This window comes from Paenibacillus sp. OK076 (genome assembly GCF_900110055.1).
Classification (GTDB): domain Bacteria; phylum Bacillota; class Bacilli; order Paenibacillales; family Paenibacillaceae; genus Paenibacillus.
This window is the reverse complement of sequence record NZ_FOCH01000004.1, coordinates 300,013-320,384: the sequence shown is the minus strand read 5'-3', so window position 1 is coordinate 320,384 and position 20,372 is coordinate 300,013. Positions and strand designations below refer to the sequence as shown.

The window sequence follows — 20,372 nt, the reverse complement described above, 5'->3', positions numbered from 1 at the left end:
ATCCCATTTGGTTCCCAAATCGTTTATCTCTTCTCCCTATCCTGCAAAATAAAATAAACCAGCAAAGTCCAGATGTACTGAACGCGCTGGTCTACCGAGTATAAAACCTATAAACTTCATGTTGATGCCAAAAGCTGCTGCTCAAGCCTTAACCGCGGCAATCATCAGAAACATCGGTCGACGATTCTCGTCTCGCATACCGGGAACCTGCTCCATCATCTCAGGAGATGGCTTGGACTCGGCTACCTGTTGAATGACAAAACCAGCTTGAATCAATTCATTCAGATGAGTCGCCATTGTCCGATGGTATTTCACCACGTCCTGATTCAAGAAGTTCGCTACCCGCTGCCCTTCCTCTTGATAATGATCCACAGGCCAATGCAGTATTTCACCCTGAGGTCCATAATGCCAGTCCTGCTCAGACCGCGCTGTGAAAATGGGATGTTCGGCAGACAAGACAAAAGTACCTCCTTGGACAAGACATGCATTGATTTTGGCGTATACCTGATCCAGACGTTCGATATAATGCAAAGCCAGTGAGCTGATCACCACATCAAATTGTCCGGGTACAAAATCAATATCCTCAATCGCCATGCGCTGGTACTCGATATGAGGATCATCCGTCATCTCGCGTGCCCGCTGCAGCATATTTTCAGACAAATCCACGCCAACCACAGAACTAGCCTGTTGCTCACGTGCATATCGACAGTGCCAACCAAAGCCGCACCCCAGATCCAGTACGTTCTTACCCTTTAATTCAGGCAGCATCGTTTGCAGTTCATGCCACTCGCCAGCAGCCTCCAGCCCTTGGGTTGATCGGGCCATCTGACTGTAATTGCCGAAAAATTCGGCTTCATCGTATTTGTTTTGCTTCATAATTGGCGATACCTCCCGCTGCAAAAATAATACATTCACTCTACCATATAAATGGTGATCTTACTAAAAAAGGCGAGCCCAAAGGCCCGCCAGATTATACTTATTTTACATTTATCCATCAATGAATTCGGTTTGAAGCAGCATCCGATATAACAGCACCGTTGTTTCGGCACGAGTTAACGAGCGTTGTGGACGAAGCTCCTCTCCGTACCCTTTCACCAGACCTATTTGAATCGCTGTTTGCATAGCAGCATTGGCCCAGCTTCCAATTTGATGGCTGTCGGCATACAGAGACAAGTCCACTTGCGCCTGAGGTTGAACAGTTAATGTAGAGCCTTTAACCAGTTGCATGGATCTCACTAGGGTCACGATGGCTTCTTGTCTGGATACTTCCCGTTCGGGTCTAAAGGTCCCATCCTCGAAGCCATCCATCATTCCATAAGCCTTAACCGTGGCAACAGCCCCGCTGTACCAGCTTGAAGAACTTACGTCTTTATAGCCAGCCTCACCCTCTCCTTGCACTGCATCAGCATCCGGAAGACCAAGAGCTCTGGCCAGTATAGTGGCAAGTTCGGCCCGGGTAATAGATGCATCCGGCATAAATCGGCTGCCATTTATACCCTGGACAATCATCCGCTCATTCATTTTGCTGATTTCCGCCGAAGCCCAATGGTTTTTGATATCGGTTAATGTAGACGTCCTGGATACCGGGACATATACACTGTTCGTGAGACTTTGAATAATAGCAGCCGGATGACCGTTTATATCCACGAACCGGGTTGGTACAGGACGTAATTCCTTCTGCGCCTCGTCCCATACCATAATAGTTGTGACCTTTTCCTGATCACTAGGCAAATAAATTGCCCTTTCCACATATCGGCTGAATTGGTTTACCTCTGTTGCTACACCATTCCGAATGGCCTGCACATTGAAATCCACCGGATGGCCTGCAATTTGAAGCGCCCCTTTAATGGCTGCATCCTTGAGTCCGGTTATTGCTTCAGCATCGCCAAGCTCAATCGTGATTCGAGCTTCCGTATCCCCGGACACGCCAGATTTCGGAAGGACCAGTTCAGATAGTGGCAGACGGTACTGCCCATAGGCACTAACCAACGTGATATCTGCTACTTTGGCTACAAGCAGCTTTACAGCATCTGCGGGGAGCTTCAATACGACTTTCGCCACCGCTTGCTCGTAAGCGATGGAAATAGCGCTGACCGTTTCACCGGACCCTTCATCAAGCACCTTCTTCAAGGTAGTCATGTCCATTGGGATTTCAACGGATTTCTTTCCGCTTTCATCGTCTTGAAGCTTGGCAATCCCCGATACTTCATGATCATTAATTTTGATCGGCACCGATGTCACGAGCGAGGAATCACTCGGATGACTCGCAGCGCTTGTTGAGCCAGACGGACTCGGATTCGAGCCCGGATTCGGGGTTGGTGTCGGGCCAGGGATTGAGCTGGCCGCGGCACGATTTACATTCAGTTGGTACGTCTGCACAGACTGATCCTGTGCTGTGACACGCACTTTGAATGTATTCATCCCAACCACAAGTGGATACGTGACTGTACTTGATCCACTGGTTACCGGCTGACCGTTTACATCTATCACTGAATATGAATCAGCAACGGTCATTACCATGCTCAGACCATTCACAGCATGAGTGGCTTCAATGGTATAGGTTGTTTTTCCCGGATCGAAATTCAGGGCAAGCACGCCCCCCACACCCGTAACTTTCCAGTCCGACAGGTTGCCGTTGCTGCTCTTCTTCACAATGTTCTGCACATCAATCTGACTCACATTCGCATTGCCTGCGGCATCTTTCACATACACAGCATAAATACCGTTCTCCTGCACTTCAAAATGATCGGTAATTTCTGTACCCTGCGTATCAAAATAGGAGACGGACTGAGCACCTGCCGCCCATTTAATCATTGAGATGTTATTCAATTGCCCATAAGCCGTTGCCGTTACGGTGACCTTCACACTGTCAAAAGTAGGATCGGCAGGGTCAGCGTGCAATTCAATCTTTGGAGGCTGCTCATATACAAACGCAATCTCCACCGTCTGATCCAACACCACTTCGCTACTTACCGATCGTGCAGCATAGGTGACTCGCTCTGCCGCTGTATTGCTGACTTGAAAAACAGCAGTTCCATCCTGACTAGTCCAGCCGTAGGCATCATGGATGACAGATGCGCCGCCGTCAGCCTGAAGTAGCACCTGTTGACCTGGCAACGGATTGCCATAATTATCGGTAAGCTTCACCAGAATGGTGGCTGCACTGCGTCCATCGGCTGGCACAACCAACTCTTTTGCTGTCACAGTAGACTGAAACGAACTCACCGGTCCTGGCACAAACTCCACCGTGCTCGTTGTGGTTAATGCATTTCCCCCAACGGTTGCGCTGATCGCTGCCGTACCCACGGTTGTAGGGGCCGTCAGCGTTGCGCTGTACGTGCCATCCTGGTTATCTGTTACGGCGCTGACGGTGCCTAGTGTCGATGTAATCGCCACCGACTCACCTCCGCCCGTCAGCCGATTGCCCTGCGCATCCTTTAACGTCACCTTAATCGCGGTCTGGCTCGTTCCATCAGCTACTAGAGACGCATTGGACGTTTCCAATACGCTGCTCACTAATGATGAAGAGCCTGCAGCAAACTCCACCGTGCTCGTTGCGGTTAATGCATTTCCCCCAACGGCTGCGCTGATCGTTGCCGTACCCACGGTTGTTGGGGCCGTTAACGTTGCGCTGTACGTTCCATCCTGGTTATCCGTTACGGCGCTGACGGTGCCCAGTGTCGATGTAATCGCCACAGACTCGCCTCCACTCGTCAGCCGATTGCCCTGCGCATCCTTTAACGTCACCTTGATTGCTGTCTGACTCGTTCCATCGGCTGTTAAAGATGCATGGGACGTTTCCAATACACTGCTCGTTGGTGACGGAGTACCGGGTACAAAATTCACCGTGCTCGTTGCGGTCAGCGCTTTCCCACCAACTGTGGCGCTGATTGTCGCCTTGCCCGCAGTCGTCGGTGCGGTTAACGTTGCACTGTACGTGCCATTCTGGTTATCCGTTACGGCGCTGACGGTGCCCAATGTCGATGTAATCGCCACCGACTCACCACCATCGGTAAGCGGGGTGCCCTGGGCATCCTTCAAGTTCACCGTGATCGTGCTCTGACTCGTTCCATCTGCGATCAAACTGGCTTGTGTACTCACAATGCGGCTCTCTTCCATAGATATCGAGTAATCGGCAATCATGTACGTTCTGAAGGAATAATCATAATTAGCAGCCGGGGAAGAGCCTCTCGGATAAGGATTACCAGAACCCATATACCACCCAAAACCGATATTAGACCCACCATTTTCGGTAGATACGATCATTCTGTATTGGGTTTCCCTTTTTATATAAGGAGCAGACTCTCCGGAAAAATTAACAGATGTCCAGCCTGACGCATAGTTAACAACAGTCTTTGCCTCAGCAATTGCGGTGGACAGGTCACTTTCCTTATAAATTTTAATCTGAATGGCACCCAAACCGTTATAACTATCGAATATGTTCAGATCAATCCTGCTCAGATTGCCTGTTATAGCCGGAGTAAACGTCTGATATCTGGGATAATCCCGATTAACAAATGAATTTCCCGACCAACTCGCTTGCTCCTGATCCAGGACCTCAGGCGAGTCAGCCATCACATATGCACCTGATGCTCCCCCTGTTGCAACCATAATACATAGAATCAGGATCAACCATTTCTTTCCCTTGTTCCAACTGTTCATTCATATCCCCCTTCTTAATCGTTGCTGTTCGCTTGCTTCATGCCGTGAACTATACCCACGTACCCAATAACATAAAATGGGACCGTTCTCTTAGGCCATACCTCCAAAGGGGTATCTTATACCTAATCCTCAGCAAACCAACGCTGAAATGCTAATCCCATGGAGGTATAGAGTTCTTCTTGAAAGCGGGATATGATAAGGGAATCATTATAAGGAATCATTGCTCGATAATTATTCTTTTGGTCTGTAACGTGGACTGATCTTCCATTACAATAAGACCTAATAGCTAGTATGTTGATGTATGAGGTGCACAGCCATGACAGGAATTAACATTATTAAACATGCAACAGAAGATAGAGATTCAGGAAAAGAAGGACTTCCCCTGGATCGGATAAGAAACGATGCACCTAAGATAACCCTCAAAGAATTCATTGAACATTATTCTCCCATGAAGCTTGAAGTGTTTCTCCCTCTGGCGAGAGCCATTGTATCCTGTGTCGGGAATGTTCATCGACTGCAGACCCTACATCTGGATCTAAGGCCCGAGCACATTGACGTGCTGAATAATGGTTACGAGGTTTCTTTGAATACTTCCGGTTGTACGGTGCTGCGTTCAGCGGAAGGTTATATACGCCCACACCCGATTGAGAGCGGTATACCCGAAGGGTCTCTGCCGTATTGCTCACCTGAAAATACAGGCAGAATGCAGCGACAAATTGACGAGCGGAGCGATCTTTATTCCCTTGGTGCAATTTTTTACGAAATGCTCACAGGTCGACTTCCTTTTCTCGCTAATACTGCACTTGAATGGGTGTATCTGCATCTCGCTCAAAGCCCCTCCCCCTTAAATTTGTCTGGTATACATGGATCAGATGCGCTGGAATCCATCGTGATGAAGCTGCTGGAGAAAAATCCGGACTCTCGCTATCCAAACACAGCTTATCTGCTCGCTGATCTGGATCGTATTGGACAATCTGCGGATACACTTCTCACAGAGTCGGACTTTCACGGAAGGTTGCATGAAATGTCAGTCCTCATTCAGGCTTTCGATTCCGCTTGCTTAGGCTCAACCGAGATGATGTACGTTGCAGGCGAAGCTGGAATGGGCAAAACAAGCCTGATCCACCAGGTCTTCCGCAATGAACAGCATGCAAGACCATTTTTCTATATCACCGGAAAATTCGAGCAGTTATCCATGGAAAGCCCCTATCAGCCGATTATTCAGGCGTTCCGTGGACTTATTCGCCATTTGCTCGGAGAGACTAAACAAGCCTCTATGCAGTGGGGACACAAGCTGCGCGAAGCATTGGGGATATACGCAGGAGTGATCACGAGCATTATCCCTGAAGCCGACATGATATTGGGCCAAGTACCCGCTGTAGAGGAACTGCCTGCCAATGAATCCAAGAAACGGTTCGTCCATGCTTTTCGCAAATTTGTACAGACACTCGCAACCAGGGAATGTCCGCTTGTGTTATTTATCGATGATGTGCAATGGGCGGATTCTTCCTCTCTTCAATTAATTGATGCCTTGCTCTGTGATCCGGAATCCCAGTATTTGATGATTGTGTGCGCCTATCGTCAGGCGGAAACCGACGTGAGTCAGCTGCCCGGATATCAGGCTGACGGAAGCGCTGCCCTGCAAGCGGTCATCAGACATATCCATCTCAGTCCGCTAGGTCTGGAGGATATGAACGGAATCGTGACGGCGAAGCTAAACAGCGATACACATGCTACACAGTCATTGACGGAATTGCTGTATCAGCAATCGGGTGGAAACCCGTTTCATTTTCAACAAATTCTGCTTCGTCTCCAGGACGATCAAACACTGCTGTATGATGAAGAGCACCGCCATTGGCAGTGGGACCTTGGGCAGATTATTGAGCATAATCTTAGCTACTCGGTTCAGGATCTGATCACACTTAAACTGCGCCGTCTTAACGAGGAGGCTCAGGAGCTTCTTCAGGTGGCAGCTTGTGTAGGCAGCACGTTTCATTCTAAATTCATTGCCCTGGTGGTGAACCAACACGCCGAAGTGCTGCTTCCGTTATGGTCCATGATCGTTGCCGAAGGGATGATTATGCCTACCTCCGATCAACAATTCAAATTCGCTCATGACCATATTCAGAAGCAGATCTACAGCTCCATGGATGTCACCTCCAGACAAGCCCTTCATCTCCGAATTGGCAGTTGTTTGAGGGATCTGTACCCGGAGAATGAAGAGCACACCTATGAGAAGGTTCATCATCTGAATCGTGGTTCCGCCAGCATAGCAGATCCACAGGAGATTCTGCGGCTCGTACAATTGAATGCGGATGCGGGTCACCGTGCCAAATCAGCCTCCGCCCACGATGTTGCGTTAGGTTATTTCAGGCAAGCGATTGAGCTACTCCCAGCGGGATATTGGGAAATGGCATTTGAAACGTGCTTTGAATTACATATCCAAAGGGCGGAATGCGAATATTTATGCGGCCACCATGCGCAATCCGAACAGGAGATTGAACTCTTGCTTGAACGTGCGCGCAATCCGGTCGAGCGGAGCAAAGTACAGATGATTCGAATTATGCAATATATTAACCAGGGAAAATATTCGGAAGGCACCGCCCTTGGCCTCGAATGTTTGCATGACCTTCGGATTTCCATCACGCCTAATCCCGGGAAATTCACGCTGTTTATAGAAAGCAAACGAATAGAATGGATGCTTCAAAATCGATACGAGCAGTTGACTCACTTGGAGGAAATGCAAGATCAGGAACGAATTTCAGCCATGAATCTAATTTTTGCCATTACGCCCTCAACCTTCTTCACCAATAAAAAAGTTTTTTTTCTGCTCATGTGTCGGGCCATCCAGCTCTCTCTTCAATATGGAAACACGCCGGTTTCCGCAGCAGTTTATTCGGCCTATGGCCTGCTTCAGGGCATTGCGTTGGGGAAATTTGAAAGAGGATATGCCATGGGCAAGGTCGGGATGGAATTATCTAATCGTTACAACATTCCATCCATTCAAAGCAGAACCTATACGATGTTTGGCGGTGTACTGTGCCAGTTTGTCGGGGATGCGAGGGAAGGGGATATGTATCTGGAAGATGCCATCCAGATGGGCATGAATTCAGGGGATTATATATTTGCCAGCTATGCCATCGGCGCACATGTGAACTCTTTATACACAAGGGCACCCCTTGGGCAATTTTCCAAAAACCTTGCCGATTATCTGACGGTGCTGGAGACGACAAAGGATGAATTTGTAAGACAAAACATTTACCTGTATCAGCAATATATCCTTGCCCTTCAAGGAAAGACAGATGCACCGGACTCATTCAGCCGTGCCCATTTTGATGAAAATGAATTTCTGGAGCGGATATCGGGGGAAGAGACATCTGGCACCACTCTGTTTCAATATAATACCTACAAAACGCAGCTATGTTATCTGCTAGGTCATTACGAGGAAGCGATGCAATGGGCAAGGCAAGCCCGATCCCATAAAATTTATGCGACGCATCTGCCCCATTTGCCGGAATGCCTGTTCTATGAATCACTCGCCATGGTGGCCGCCTGTATCCAGCCCCATCAACGGTCCACATGGCCGACCCTCAAGCGGCGTTTCAATCAAAATATACGTCGTTTTCGCCAATGGGCGGCATGGAGTCCAGTAAACTACCAGTCCAGGCTGCTGTTGCTTGAGGCTGAGCTTGCTCGTGTCTCGCGGGATATGCAGAGGGCTGAGCATCTGTATGATCAATGCATCCGGGAAGCCAGGGAGCGGGGCGATCTGAGGGTCGCCAGTCTCGCCAGCGAGATTGCTGCCACTCACTATGAGAATCAGGGCAAGCGGAAGAGCGCTTCTTTTTATTTGCAATCTTCAATTCAGGGATATGAGCAGTGGGAGGTGCGTATCAAAGTAACCCAACTGAAAAAATTGCAGCAGCACTGGCACCAGGAACAAGAGCCGGAGCATGCTTCACACACCTCCCTGCCCCCTTCAGATAGCAGCGATAAAATGGAGAAGATGGAGCAAAGTATGCGATCTGCCTCCTTCCCGGATCAGCTTGCTGCCATAGACCGCCTTGGCCTCTCTCCTCTCCTGCAAACGATGCAGGACACGTCCAGTCAGACGGAAATGGATACTGTGGTGGCAGACATCATGAAATCCATCCTGATCTATGCAGGTGCAAGCAAAGGGGCCTTGTTGACAGGCAGTGCAGAGCCCTTTTTCATACAGGGTTATTCGGATATGGAGAGTTCCTCTGCATCCTCTAATGAAAACATTCATGACATGAACCGGTTGCCGGAAGGCATCATTCGCTATGTGTTCCGCACCCAGGAAAGGGTTTATTATAACGGAGGCGAGGATAGCTGGCTCATACACAATCCTTATATGTCGAAGCATCAGCCGCAATCGGTTCTGTGTATTCCTGTAGCGGTTCATGGCACATTGCTGGGCGTCCTTTACCTGGAAAACAGGCTCACACGAGGCGTGTTCCATGAGGAGCAAAACTCTGTACTCGTGACGATGGCGTCTCATGTTATCCTGATGGGCTTGCTTCACCATTCCCATGAAACATCTGATCCTTCTCAGTCTTCGCAAGACATCGCGAAAGGAACAGATTCTCTTTCGACCTTGATTGAAGAGCCGCTCACGGAACGCGAACTGGAGGTGCTGGCACTGATTGCAGCCGGATTGTCCAACAAGGAAATTGCAGAGCATCTGGTCATTGCGATGGGTACAGTAAAGGTCCACGTCAAACATATTTTTGCCAAGCTCAAAGTTAACCGGCGTACCAAAGCTATTGCTCAGGCTAAGGAGCTTAATCTGCTCGAATGAGCTTTGCTGAGCATAAATATCATTTTCGTTTTCGTCTCACATAATAAATATCCCCGATCATGTAATGATCGGGGATATTTATTGCTATATAGAAAAATTCATGAATTAATTCGGTTTATTTCAATATCTTAGACCCGAATGTCAAATCGGCCATTGCTGTCCGTTGATGCATTTGCAATTTCTTGCGGGGAGGCTGCTTGCATGCCATTGGTTGGTGGTTTGGCCGGCAGTGCTTCTTTGGTTATTCTTGCCCCGCTGCTCTGGGAGCTTTGCTGTGAGATTTGAGCTTCAATTTGCTTGATTTGCTGCTGCAGTTGCTTCGTTTTGGTCTCCTTGGTTTTCTCATCGTCCTTGCTGGATTGTACCTTTTCCAATTCGGCCTCAAGCTTCGTCTTTTGTTTTTCCAACTCACTTGTGCTGTTCGAACTGGATGAAGATGTGGATATGTAGGATGTCGTGGAACTTGCTGCTGAAGAAATATTCATCGTTGATCTCCTCCTCTTTCTTGGTTCCACTATATCCCATCCAGACGAAAGGCACGTTAATTTCAACTGAAAGGTTGCTGAATGATTGGCTGTCGGCCCTTTCTAGTTTTTCGGACAAAGCTACGAGGTCCTTTCGTGAAAATTTCTCACAAGAAATTTCATGAATTTCCTAACGCTATAAAATTCCCCCCATACCTTTCTATATCAGCCTTCGTCAGGCTTCTTAAAAGAAATTCGGCAGCATCCATGAAGGTAGCGCTTACAACCATCCAAAAAAAGGGTTGATAAATGAGAAACCATCCACTATGATATTGTCATCAGTCCGGATAATAAAGTTAAAGCACTTTAACTTTCAATTACATAACATCATGTGAAACCTTTTATTTATGAGAAACCCAACTCTGAAAGTTAAAGCGTTATAACTTTATACCCGATAGAAAGGTTGGTGTTTATGTGACCCATCGCGAAAGCCGGCGGCAGACATTTTACATGTACCTCTTCATCTCTCCATGGCTTATCGGTTTCTTCGTGTTTGCCTTGTATCCGATTCTGTCATCCCTTTATTACAGCTTCACGGACTATGACATTATCCACCCGCCGAAATATGTCGGACTCGCGAATTACAAAGAAATGTTTCAAAATGACCTGTTTTGGAAATCTGTTTTCGTAACGGTGCGCTATACCTTTATCAGTGTACCGATCCAGCTGCTGCTGGCACTCGGATTCGCGCTCCTGCTCAATGCAAAAATACCGTTTCGCGGGTTTTTCCGCACGGCCATGTATTTTCCGAGTATGGTATCCGGCGTCGCCATGTCCTTGCTGTGGTACTGGATTTTCAACCCATCAATCGGTCTGTTCAATTACGTGCTATCTTGGTTCGGCATTAGCGGCCCAGCCTGGCTCATGAGCCCTGATTATGCGCTTTATGCTCTGATGATTATGTCCTTCTGGACGGTGGGCTCAGGCATGATCCTGTTCCTTGCAGGACTTCAAGGCGTTCCTTCAAGTCTCGTGGAAGCCGCCAAGCTTGACGGTGCGGGACGCTTCCGAATTTTCCTGAACGTGACGCTGCCCATGATTTCACCGGTGCTTTTGTTCCAGCTGATTATGGGCGTCATTGATTCCTTCCAGGTATTCACTCAGGCGTATGTAATGACCCAAGGGGGTCCAAACTACTCGACCTGGTTCTACGTTTACAACCTCTACACCAGCGCCTTCAAGGAATACAGGGCAGGCTACTCCTCGGCACTCGCTTGGGTGCTGCTGATCGTCGTCATGGCGTTTACGGCGCTCATTATCAAACTCTCGAACCGGTATGTTCACTATGAAGGAGGCGGGGGCAAATGAGTACGATTCCGACTGCCGGACCAGGGGCTTCACCTTCTGTAAATAAACGCCGGCGCAAAATCGATGCGGTTAGCATTGCCAGCTTCATTGCCCTTGTGGTCACCACCTTTCTCATGCTCCTCCCTTTGTTTTTCATGGTCTCGACCTCGCTGAAATCGAAGAAGGAACTGCTGAAGTTTCCTCCGACCTTTCTGCCGGAATCATGGCAATGGAGTAACTACAGAGAGATTTTCGACACGCTGAACTTCGGTCAAATGTATATGAACAGTCTCATTATCGGCATTTTGACCGTTGTGGGCACCCTGTTTTCGTCGGCGCTTGCAGGCTATGGCTTCGCCAGATATCGGGGCAAGGGCAGCAACTTGTGGTTCATGCTCATGCTCAGCACCATGATGCTTCCATATCCGGCGATTATGATCCCGCAGTTCATTCTCTTTTCCAAGCTGAACTGGATCGATACCTTCCTGCCGCTGATTGTCCCTGCATTTTTCGGTTCGGCATACAACATCTTTTTGCTGCGACAGTTCTTTTCCACCCTGCCGGATGAGCTGTTTGACGCCGGACGCATAGATGGCTGCAGCGAGTTCCGGATGTGGCGACAGATCGCTTTGCCTCTGTCCGGTCCCGCGCTTGCAACCGTTGCAATCTTTGCTTTCATTTACAGCTGGAACGACCTTCTGACACCAGTGCTCTATTTAAGCTCATCGGATAAGTTTACGCTTCCGGTCGGTATGTCTTCCTTCACATCTTCGCGTTTCCGAATCCCGCCATGGCATCTGCTCATGGTTGCCTCCGTGCTCGCCATGCTGCCGATCGTGACTCTGTTTGCGATAGCCCAGAAGCGGTTTGTAGAAGGAATTGTACTTACAGGCATCAAGTAAAGGCTCCGCCGCAGGGGCGGCAAAAAACTTGAATATATGGGGGACTGTAGTTCATGAAAACGCTAAGGATCAAAAAGTCTTTTACACTCTTGCTTGCGACCAGCATGCTCGTCGTATTCGCATTGTCCGGCTGTAGCGGCGGCAAATCTGCGGGAGATATCGTAACCGGGAACGATGGCGATAACGCTAACTCCGGCTCCTCAGGAGGGCAAGTCACCATAACGCACTACACCATTGATTCCGAGGATCGCACCTTTATCGAAAAGCTGGTTCCGGATTTTGAAGCCCAACATCCGAATATTAAGGTAAAAGTCGAGAAAGCTCCTTACGAGCAGTTCGACAGTAAACTCCAAACGCTGATTGCCGGCGGCAAATCTCCTGACGTCACAAGCCACTATGGTTACGGCGGTTTTGCTGAGTATTACAACAAAGACATGCTGCTCGACATGAACGACATGATTAAGGAAGACGGATTTAAAGCATCTGACTACAGCATCCCGGATGATCTCATGAAAATCTATACCGTCAAAGACCATGTCTACGGTATCCCGGTCAACATGTACGTCTCTCTAATGCTCTACAACAAAGACATGTTCGACGCAGCCAACGTTCCTTATCCTCCAAGCGATTACGAGGACAAGAGCTGGACGTTTGACAAAATGGTTGAAGATGCGAAGCAAATGACGCATGTATCCAATGATATTGCCAAAACTCAATATGGCGTTGACTTCACATGGTCCGAGCGCGATATGCGCCCGCTCTATTTCGGAGCTGAGCCCTACTCCGAGGATACCTGGACCAACGGCGGTGTACCATCCGAGACTCATTTCGATTCGCCGGAAGTCATCGCAGCCTATAACAAGCTGTTCAACCTGATCTTAAAAGATAAAGTGTCTCCGACAACGGAATGGAGCAAAAGCGTAGCGGGGCAAAACGGTGATGCGTTCGTAACCGGCAAGGTGGGTATGACCGTCAGCGGCTCATGGAGCCTTGCGGGCTCCAATGATTTCCCTTTCAAGGTTGGCGTGGCTGCAGTACCTGCCGGCGGCAATGACAAGGTCCGCAGTGTACTTTTCGTCGATCCGCTCTTGATTCTGAAGGGCTCCAAACATCCGAAGGAAGCTTTTGAATGGATCAAGTATCTGGTCAGCGACGAGATTCAGGAAAAATCCATCGAACTGAGCGGTGGCAACCCTCCTGTAAATACGAAGGCTGCCGAAACCTATTACAAGCATTTTGATGGCATCGATCCAGCAGATGTGAAGAAGGTTTACGAAGGTGCTGTAAAATACGGATTTGAATCCTATAACCACCTGATCACCCACTATTCTCAGATCAACGACATGTTCATCAACGAGATGCAGCCGATTGATACCGGACACAACACCGTTGAAGAAGTGATGCCGACGATTCAGAAAAAGGTCATGGAAATTATCAATCGTTAACGCTAGAGTTGTGCCGTCCCGCAAGGGGCGGTACATCTATCAAATTAGCTTCGCGGCTAAGCCTCCGTACATGTATACTAATGTTAAGTCAATATAAAGTACGGAAAATCTGCCGCAAGGAGAGTACACAATGAAGGTTAGTATATTTGATGTTGCAAAGAAATCAGGACTGTCCGTCGTGACGGTTTCTCGCGTTTTAAACGGTGCCGAATCCGTGCGAGAGAAAAATAGGCAAAAGGTTCTGGAGGCCATCAAGGAACTCGATTACCATCCTAACGCTGCTGCGCGGAGTTTAGCTCGCGGCAAGACAGGAATCGTCGGTTTGATCATGACCACTCTTCAGGACTCCTTCTTCGACACCGTCGTTAAAGAGCTGAACGAAGTGCTTGCACTTCACGGCTATTTTCTTGCCGTCTCGGTCTCTACCGGCATTGGCTCTGATGAAACCCATTACCTGATCCAGGAGGACAGGGTGGACGGTCTGATCCTGCTCTCCCCGATGGAAGAGGATAACTACATTGTGGAACTGAAGCGACGCAATATTCCTTATGTGCTCATCGACAATCAGAAGCCGGAGAACGATGCTTTTTCGGTAACCATCGATAACTACAAAGGCGGCTATGCCGCTACGAAGCATCTGCTTGATCTCGGCCATACCTCCATCGCGCACTTAAGCGGACAGAACATGTTCCGCAGTACGAGGGAGCGCCGCAGCGGTTTTCTGGATGCACTCAAGGAAAAAGACCTGGCACCGTTCGACATGATTACAGGTGATTTCGAAATCGATTTTGGTTATGACATCTGCCGCAAATGGCTGCGAGAGGGACGCCTTCCTTCCGCGGTGTTCGCGGGCGATGACCATATCGCGCTTGGGGTCGTGAACGCCCTCATGGAAGAAGGCATCAAGGTGCCTGAACAGGTAGCTATCGTCGGCTATGACGATCAGTATATTTCATCCAAGCTGCACCCCCATCTGACAACGGTCCGGCAGCCTGCCGACCGCATCGGGATTGCTGCTGCAGATATGCTGCTGAAACGCATGGAGGGTACGATGAAACGCGGGGCTAATGTAAAGATCGACCCTGAACTCATCGTGAGAGAATCTACTGGATCTGGATCACCAACCAAAAGTACAACTGGATAAAAATAATATAACCTTATATATAGGAGTGACGACCATTGGCTTACTACTTGGGAATCGACGGGGGAGGAACAAAAACATACGCCCTGCTGACCGATGACTGCGGCAATGTGCTTGGCAAAGGCATGGGCGGCAACGGCAATCACCAGATTGACCGCGCCTTGGCCGCGCAAAGCATACGAGAAGCCGCGGAAGGAGCCCTGAACGAGGCAGGACTGCAGATTCATGAAGTCTCCCACACCTATTTTGGACTTGCAGGAGCAGACCGGGAAGTAGATTACCGAATCCTGCACCCTCTGGTTCAGGGAATCGGATTCACCCAGAATTACTCGATTAACTGTGATACCATGATCAGCCTGCGCGCAGGTACGAACCGACCTTACGGGGTCGCACTGATCTGCGGCACAGGTACCAACTCCGCTGGCCGCAATCCGGCAGGAGAACATGTGCAGGTCGGCGGTTTTGATTATATGTACGGTGATTTCGGCGGTGGCGGTTCCCTCAATATTGAGGTGTTCCGCTCTGTCATCCGTTCTTGGGACGGTCGTGAGCAGCCAACGCTCCTGACTCCCCTGCTGTTGAACTTTCTTGGGTATAACAGTGTCAGCGATATGTTCGATGACTATCAGGATCATGGCAAGCATGTGCCTGTCCATGCAGCGAAGCTGCTATTTAAAGCTGCCGCAGAGGACGATGCTGTAGCTCTGGAAATTCTGACCCGTCAAGGCGTAGAGCTTGGCAAATCAGCGGCTGCGGTGATCCACAAACTTGAAATGGAAAAGGATACTTTTGACGTAGTCCTGGCTGGAAGTCTGCTAACAAGGGGGGATCGTGGCTGGATTCGGAGCAAGATTGAACAGACTGTTGCAACCATCGCTCCGAATGCGACCATTGTAACGTTGGCCACCGAGCCTGTTGTCGGTGCCTTATGGTCTGCTATGGATGCGAGCGGACATGCGGTAAGCCAGGATGTATATGACAAAATGCGGACCTTCCGCGAATTCGAACATATCAAGCAAACAACAAGATAAACGTCTACAAACACTTTCAACTCAAAAAATTTTAAAAGACTGGAGTGTGTAAAATGGCATATGAACAAGGACTGAAAATAGCGGTAATCGGCGGTGGATCTTCCTATACTCCGGAGCTCGTTGAGGGGTTCATACTTCACCATGCCGAGCTTCCGGTACGCGAGCTGTGGTTGGTCGATATTGAGCCAGGACAGCGCAAACTGAATATTGTCGGCAACTTGGCCAAACGTATGGTGGAGAAATCCGGTCTCCCCATTGAGGTTCATTTGACGTTCGACCGCCGCGAAGCCATCAAGGGTGCGGACTTCGTCAGCACTCAAATGCGTGTCGGCATGCTTGACGCCCGTGGCCGCGATGAATCTATTCCCTTGAAATACGGTGTGATCGGCCAAGAAACCACTGGTCCCGGAGGTATGATGAAGGCACTGCGGACGATTCCGGTCCTGCTCGATATCTGCCGTGATATTGAAGAACTTGCTCCCCATGCTTGGTTGCTTAACTTCACGAATCCGGCGGGTATGGTCACGGAAGCCATTCTGAAGTATTCCAACGTTAAAAGCATCGGTCTCTGTAATGCGCCGATCGGCCTGATCAAGCAGACTTCGGCCAAATACGGCGTAGAAGCGGACCGCATCTATGCCGAGTTTGTCGGCCTGAACCATCTGCACTGGATTACGCGTATTGATGTGAACGGAGAAGACAAACTGGATGAGATGTTGGCTGATACAGCCGGTTACAGCGCGAAGAACGTGCCTGTACGGGAGTGGAATCCGGAATTCCTGCAATCCCTGCATGCCCTTCCTTCCTACTATCTGAAATATTTCTATATGACCGATGCCATGCTTGAAGAACAGCTGGAATCCTTACAAACAGGCGGAAACCGTGCGGAAGTGGTTAAACGCGTCGAAGAAGAACTGTTCGAGCTTTATAATGACCCGGACCTGAAAGATAAACCGAAACAGCTGGAGCAGCGGGGCGGCGCCTTCTATTCCGAAGCAGCCGTAAACCTGATGCGCTCACTGTACAACGGAACGAATGACATTCAGACGTTGAACGTAGCCAATCAAGGCATTATTGATTTCCTGCCGGACGATGCCAGCATTGAAGTCAACTGCGTTGTCACCAAAACCGGCCCGCTGCCCCTGCCGCTAACCAAGGTTCCTCCTATGGCCGTCGGACTGATCCATGCGGTTAAAACCTATGAGCGCCTCGCCATCGATGCTGCCGTAACCGGCGATCGTGGATTGGCACTACAGGCATTGGTCCATCATCCTCTGGTCCCTTCGGTCGAAGTGGCGATTCAGATGCTGGATGAAATGCTCGAAGCCAACAAGGAATATTTGCCGCAGTTTTTTACTGAAACTGCAGCTAATGCATAATAATTCGGCTATGACCCATTCTTCCTAATGCCATAAAAAACGTCGATCAGCGTACCTTCACACCAAACGAAACCGCCGTATCCCAGGATTTCCTGAGCTATGGCGGTTTGTCGTTTCCAAGCATTTGCCCATCTATATCACTCGCTCCAATAGGTCAATAAATCATTCTTCTAGCTCTCCTTCCATTTAAAAAGCAGGCTGGGAGCTAATCTCCCTGCCTGCTTGCATATGAGCAATCAATCCATTTCAAGTTGTTTAGTATGTCCACCAGTTGCCGGACATCACGATCATGGAGAACAGCTTGATGCTGTCTTCATAGTAGCCTTCATTGGAGCTGCCCGCCGTTTTGGTCCATACGGAATTCAGCCAGTTTTGGTTCGTGGACGAGGTCATAGCGCTGACACCAAACGGTGCATAGAACGCGCCGCTGCCACCGGAACCTGTAACCGTGCCGTTGAGTTTATAACCATCCTTTACGCTGCTAGGGTTGCCGCTTACTTTGGTCGTAATCCAGCTGTTCATTTGGCTGAGCTGATTGAGCGCCCGGCTGTCACCCGTCATCAGATAATCCGTTGCGATCCGCCAAGGCGTACGACACGAGTTGTAATCGTAGTTACCATCGTTGGCCCCTTCCAGAAAATCGGCTGAAGCCGGCTTGTACGTTGAACCCGACAGAACGACGAAGTCTGGAAGCAATCCGGTTGATGAACTATACCCGTTGTATAAGGAGTTGATAATGGTATAGGTTTTGTCGATCACGTTCGCCCATCTGGCATCACCCGTTGCAGCCTGGAACGCCTTCAAGTGATTCAGCATAAAGTCTGATGGACGGGTAGCATTTTTGTAGGTGTTGTCCGTTGCCCAGTCGCCAAGACGCAGCGTCCATTGAGACTGATTCACGTCACTTTGCATAATGGCATTGATGATGTCCTTGCCGGCCTGAAGGTAGTTGATGCTGCCGCTGCTCCCCCACTGCTTGTCCGCAAGCAGGAGCGAATAAGCAATGTCCATGTCTCCATCCGTGGCCGAGTCGGCGCCTTCAATGTTCTGAAAACTGCTGTTTTGTTTCCATGCCATCAGTTTCGAATTGTTGGCGCTCGGATGAGCCTTATAATATTGATAAAGTCCGTCGAAATAGGTCTGCGCGTTGCTGTCATAACCAGCCATTAGAACCGTTGCCAGCATTCCATACCCGTGAGCTTCAGATACAGTATCCCCGTTGGACTGATATTTCACATAATACTTGCCTGTGCCTGCTGTCTTCAAATATGCTGATTTCCAGCTGTCCCATTTCGCTTTCACGGCGCTGTCCATCGCATTTTGCGTAACATGGTTCGGCTTGATCGAACCGCTGGTATATGTCGTATGCTGCGGGAATGGCTTGTTTGGAGCGGCGAAGGCAAAGCCCGCCGGAATCAGAAGAAAAGCGAGACAACACATCATAACAGCCTTGCTGCTAACCGAAAATTCCTTACTTTTTCTCATAAATTTACGCTCCTTTTAGATCCAAATGGGTCTTGATCCGTGACATAACCTTTAAGCCGAAAATTCAGTGCAGCATCTTGATGGAGAAACCATGATTCGTTTTTGGCATCCAGAGACACAATCACCTCCATCTAAAAGTTAAAGCGCTTTAACTTTTAAAACGCTTACATTTATTTTAATTGTTCTTCTAATATTTGTAAATAGACATTTCCGAGATTGAATCTAAAGTCCTGATTCGACATTTTGGCAGAGACCACCGTTTTCTTACCCTAATTAATTTTCTCCATAATCCAGCTGTACATCCAGCCTTACTCACGGACGGAACAGTACTCCTTTCTTCACAGGCATACAAAAATCCCCCTCTTCCAGTGCTTGAGGGGGATTTTACTAATCTCTTTTTTCACTATCTATTGTCTACCATGAGGGGAGAATACCAGGCTCCCATAAAAGGAGCTATAATTCTTTTATTTTCGTACCACTGTATATCCTTTATCTTTCAGCAACTTCACGATCCCATGATCACCCAGATAGTGCGCTGCACCAACTACGATGAAGTACTCTTCACCTTTGCCGTTTCTCAGGTAACCATCGATCTTGTCAGCCATCCCCACATTACGATCAGTGAGCATTGCTTTGTTGTACTCTTCATCATCAGAAAAGCTGTTCGTCAGCTCCAGCAGTTGCTCGTCATTCCCTGTTTTCCACATTTCGGCCATTTGGTTCACGCTGTCATCCAACACATCGAAATTGTCCAAAGTCGCTTTCAATGTTTTTTCTTGCAGCTCCTTGGAGAAGTCATTGAACATTCCCAATTGAGATTCATAGGATTCCAGCTCGATCACCGGAAGTTTGCGCTCGATTGCCTTCTGAATGAAATACAGATCAACCCCCGCAGAAGCTTCATAACCAGATTTCATAGACTTCAGACTGGCTAACGTGCTCTCCACCACCCAAGGCTTAAAGGTATCCAGTGCGTTCGCTTCCAATCCATTCTTCTTCAAAATATCGCCCAGTTGAGTATACGTCTCGCTGGAGATGTGATCTTTCAGTGTTGTGCCATCCTGATACGAGCCCATATCCAGAACAATCTTCTGCTGCGCTTCTTCAGCTGCTTTGCTGATATCGATCTCTACGCCTAGGTAATCTGCCTCGGCAAAGGCTTCTTCAAACTCCTTACGCAATGGATAAAAGCTTTCATCCGCAATATGCATAGAACCTACCAGGTACACGGTGTTGCCGTTGCTTTCGACTTCCCACATGAAGCCACGTCCACCGGTTTGAACAGTTTCTGTTTCGCCACCTTTGGAAACCAGCAGCACTGTGCGTGCAGCAGCATCCCAACGGACCTCATAACCAGTTGCATCCCCTACAATACGAATCGGCGCATATGTTACGCCATTAATACGTGTAAGCTTGCTATTCAAAGTAATCGTCTTGCCGTTAACGACGGCTGTAATTGTATCATCTGTTGCTATCGTCAGCTTCACATCCATCGCATCCAGCGTGGAACGAAGCGGAACAAGTGTTGTTCCTTTATTGTTAATCGGTGCACCTGCGGTGTATTCAACCGTTTCGTCATTCACCTTTACCGATGTCTCTTGCGGAGAGGCCATAGCCGGTACTGCCGATGCGAGCAAACCGACCGAGATTGTCAGGGACAAGAGCATACGTTTCCAGTTTTTCATATTATGTAT

12 protein-coding genes are annotated in these 20,372 nt (G+C 48.8%); 7 read left to right on the top strand and 5 right to left on the bottom strand.

Annotated elements, in window-relative coordinates; genetic code table 11:
* Window positions 1–141: 141 nt before the first annotated feature.
* Both BMY78_RS26215 and BMY78_RS26210 read right to left on the bottom strand, forming a co-directional pair.
* The gene (locus BMY78_RS26215; protein ID WP_090904256.1) at window positions 142–876 is read right to left on the bottom strand and encodes a class I SAM-dependent methyltransferase; all 735 of its coding nucleotides are present in this window, start codon (window positions 874–876) and stop codon (window positions 142–144) included.
* A gap of 111 nt (window positions 877–987) precedes the next feature.
* The gene (locus BMY78_RS26210; RefSeq protein ID WP_090904255.1) at window positions 988–4,662 is read right to left on the bottom strand and encodes an invasin domain 3-containing protein; all 3,675 of its coding nucleotides are present in this window, start codon (window positions 4,660–4,662) and stop codon (window positions 988–990) included.
* Window positions 4,663–4,978: 316 nt separating this feature from the next.
* Here BMY78_RS26210 and BMY78_RS26205 point away from each other — a divergent pair, with 316 nt between their 5' ends.
* Window positions 4,979–9,484, top strand: coding sequence for an AAA family ATPase (locus tag BMY78_RS26205; protein ID WP_090904254.1), 4,506 nt, complete (start codon window positions 4,979–4,981; stop codon window positions 9,482–9,484).
* Window positions 9,485–9,612: 128 nt separating this feature from the next.
* Here the strand turns inward: BMY78_RS26205 and BMY78_RS26200 are convergent, their stop codons facing one another.
* Complete coding sequence (locus BMY78_RS26200; protein ID WP_090904253.1) at window positions 9,613–9,969, bottom strand: FlxA-like family protein; 357 nt, start codon at window positions 9,967–9,969, stop codon at window positions 9,613–9,615.
* A gap of 489 nt (window positions 9,970–10,458) precedes the next feature.
* Between BMY78_RS26200 and BMY78_RS26195 the strand changes: the two genes are divergently transcribed.
* From BMY78_RS26195 to BMY78_RS26170, 6 genes are all read left to right on the top strand, one after another.
* Window positions 10,459–11,316: a carbohydrate ABC transporter permease gene (locus BMY78_RS26195; protein ID WP_090904252.1), complete on the top strand. Its 858-nt coding sequence runs from the start codon at window positions 10,459–10,461 to the stop codon at window positions 11,314–11,316.
* Window positions 11,313–12,197, top strand: a complete 885-nt coding sequence (locus BMY78_RS26190; protein WP_090904251.1) for a carbohydrate ABC transporter permease — start codon at window positions 11,313–11,315, stop codon at window positions 12,195–12,197. The genes BMY78_RS26195 and BMY78_RS26190 overlap by 4 nt, the downstream gene beginning before the upstream one ends.
* Window positions 12,198–12,250: 53 nt before the next feature.
* Window positions 12,251–13,642, top strand: a complete 1,392-nt coding sequence (locus BMY78_RS26185; protein ID WP_177185877.1) for an ABC transporter substrate-binding protein — start codon at window positions 12,251–12,253, stop codon at window positions 13,640–13,642.
* Window positions 13,643–13,772: 130 nt separating this feature from the next.
* On the top strand, window positions 13,773–14,786 hold the full coding sequence (locus BMY78_RS26180) for a LacI family DNA-binding transcriptional regulator (RefSeq protein WP_090904250.1): 1,014 nt from the start codon (window positions 13,773–13,775) through the stop codon (window positions 14,784–14,786).
* Between the two features lie 35 nt (window positions 14,787–14,821).
* Window positions 14,822–15,814 carry an N-acetylglucosamine kinase gene (locus BMY78_RS26175; protein WP_090904249.1) on the top strand — a complete coding sequence of 331 codons (993 nt, stop codon included), beginning with the start codon at window positions 14,822–14,824 and terminating at the stop codon, window positions 15,812–15,814.
* 53 nt (window positions 15,815–15,867) lie between these two features.
* Window positions 15,868–17,193 (top strand): 6-phospho-beta-glucosidase, encoded by a 1,326-nt coding sequence (locus BMY78_RS26170; RefSeq protein WP_090904248.1) that lies wholly within the window; start codon window positions 15,868–15,870, stop codon window positions 17,191–17,193.
* 255 nt (window positions 17,194–17,448) lie between these two features.
* Here the strand turns inward: BMY78_RS26170 and BMY78_RS26165 are convergent, their stop codons facing one another.
* Window positions 17,449–18,678 (bottom strand): family 8 glycosyl hydrolase, encoded by a 1,230-nt coding sequence (locus BMY78_RS26165; protein ID WP_177185876.1) that lies wholly within the window; start codon window positions 18,676–18,678, stop codon window positions 17,449–17,451.
* Window positions 18,679–19,142: 464 nt separating this feature from the next.
* Window positions 19,143–20,363, bottom strand: coding sequence for a TraB/GumN family protein (locus tag BMY78_RS26160; protein ID WP_090904247.1), 1,221 nt, complete (start codon window positions 20,361–20,363; stop codon window positions 19,143–19,145).
* Between the last annotated feature and the right edge of the window lie 9 nt (window positions 20,364–20,372).

Bases quoted from the DNA above. Each gene is read 5' to 3' on its own strand.
- BMY78_RS26215 (WP_090904256.1), bottom strand. From the start codon at position 876: ATGAAGCAAAACAAATACGATGAAGCCGAATTTTTCGGCAATTACAGT.
- BMY78_RS26180 (WP_090904250.1), top strand. From the start codon at position 13,773: ATGAAGGTTAGTATATTTGATGTTGCAAAGAAATCAGGACTGTCCGTC.
- BMY78_RS26160 (WP_090904247.1), bottom strand. From the start codon at position 20,363: ATGAAAAACTGGAAACGTATGCTCTTGTCCCTGACAATCTCGGTCGGT.
- BMY78_RS26195 (WP_090904252.1), top strand. From the start codon at position 10,459: ATGTACCTCTTCATCTCTCCATGGCTTATCGGTTTCTTCGTGTTTGCC.
- BMY78_RS26200 (WP_090904253.1), bottom strand. From the start codon at position 9,969: ATGAATATTTCTTCAGCAGCAAGTTCCACGACATCCTACATATCCACA.
- BMY78_RS26165 (WP_177185876.1), bottom strand. From the start codon at position 18,678: ATGAGAAAAAGTAAGGAATTTTCGGTTAGCAGCAAGGCTGTTATGATG.
- BMY78_RS26205 (WP_090904254.1), top strand. From the start codon at position 4,979: ATGACAGGAATTAACATTATTAAACATGCAACAGAAGATAGAGATTCA.
- BMY78_RS26210 (WP_090904255.1), bottom strand. From the start codon at position 4,662: ATGAACAGTTGGAACAAGGGAAAGAAATGGTTGATCCTGATTCTATGT.
- BMY78_RS26185 (WP_177185877.1), top strand. From the start codon at position 12,251: ATGAAAACGCTAAGGATCAAAAAGTCTTTTACACTCTTGCTTGCGACC.
- BMY78_RS26170 (WP_090904248.1), top strand. From the start codon at position 15,868: ATGGCATATGAACAAGGACTGAAAATAGCGGTAATCGGCGGTGGATCT.
- BMY78_RS26190 (WP_090904251.1), top strand. From the start codon at position 11,313: ATGAGTACGATTCCGACTGCCGGACCAGGGGCTTCACCTTCTGTAAAT.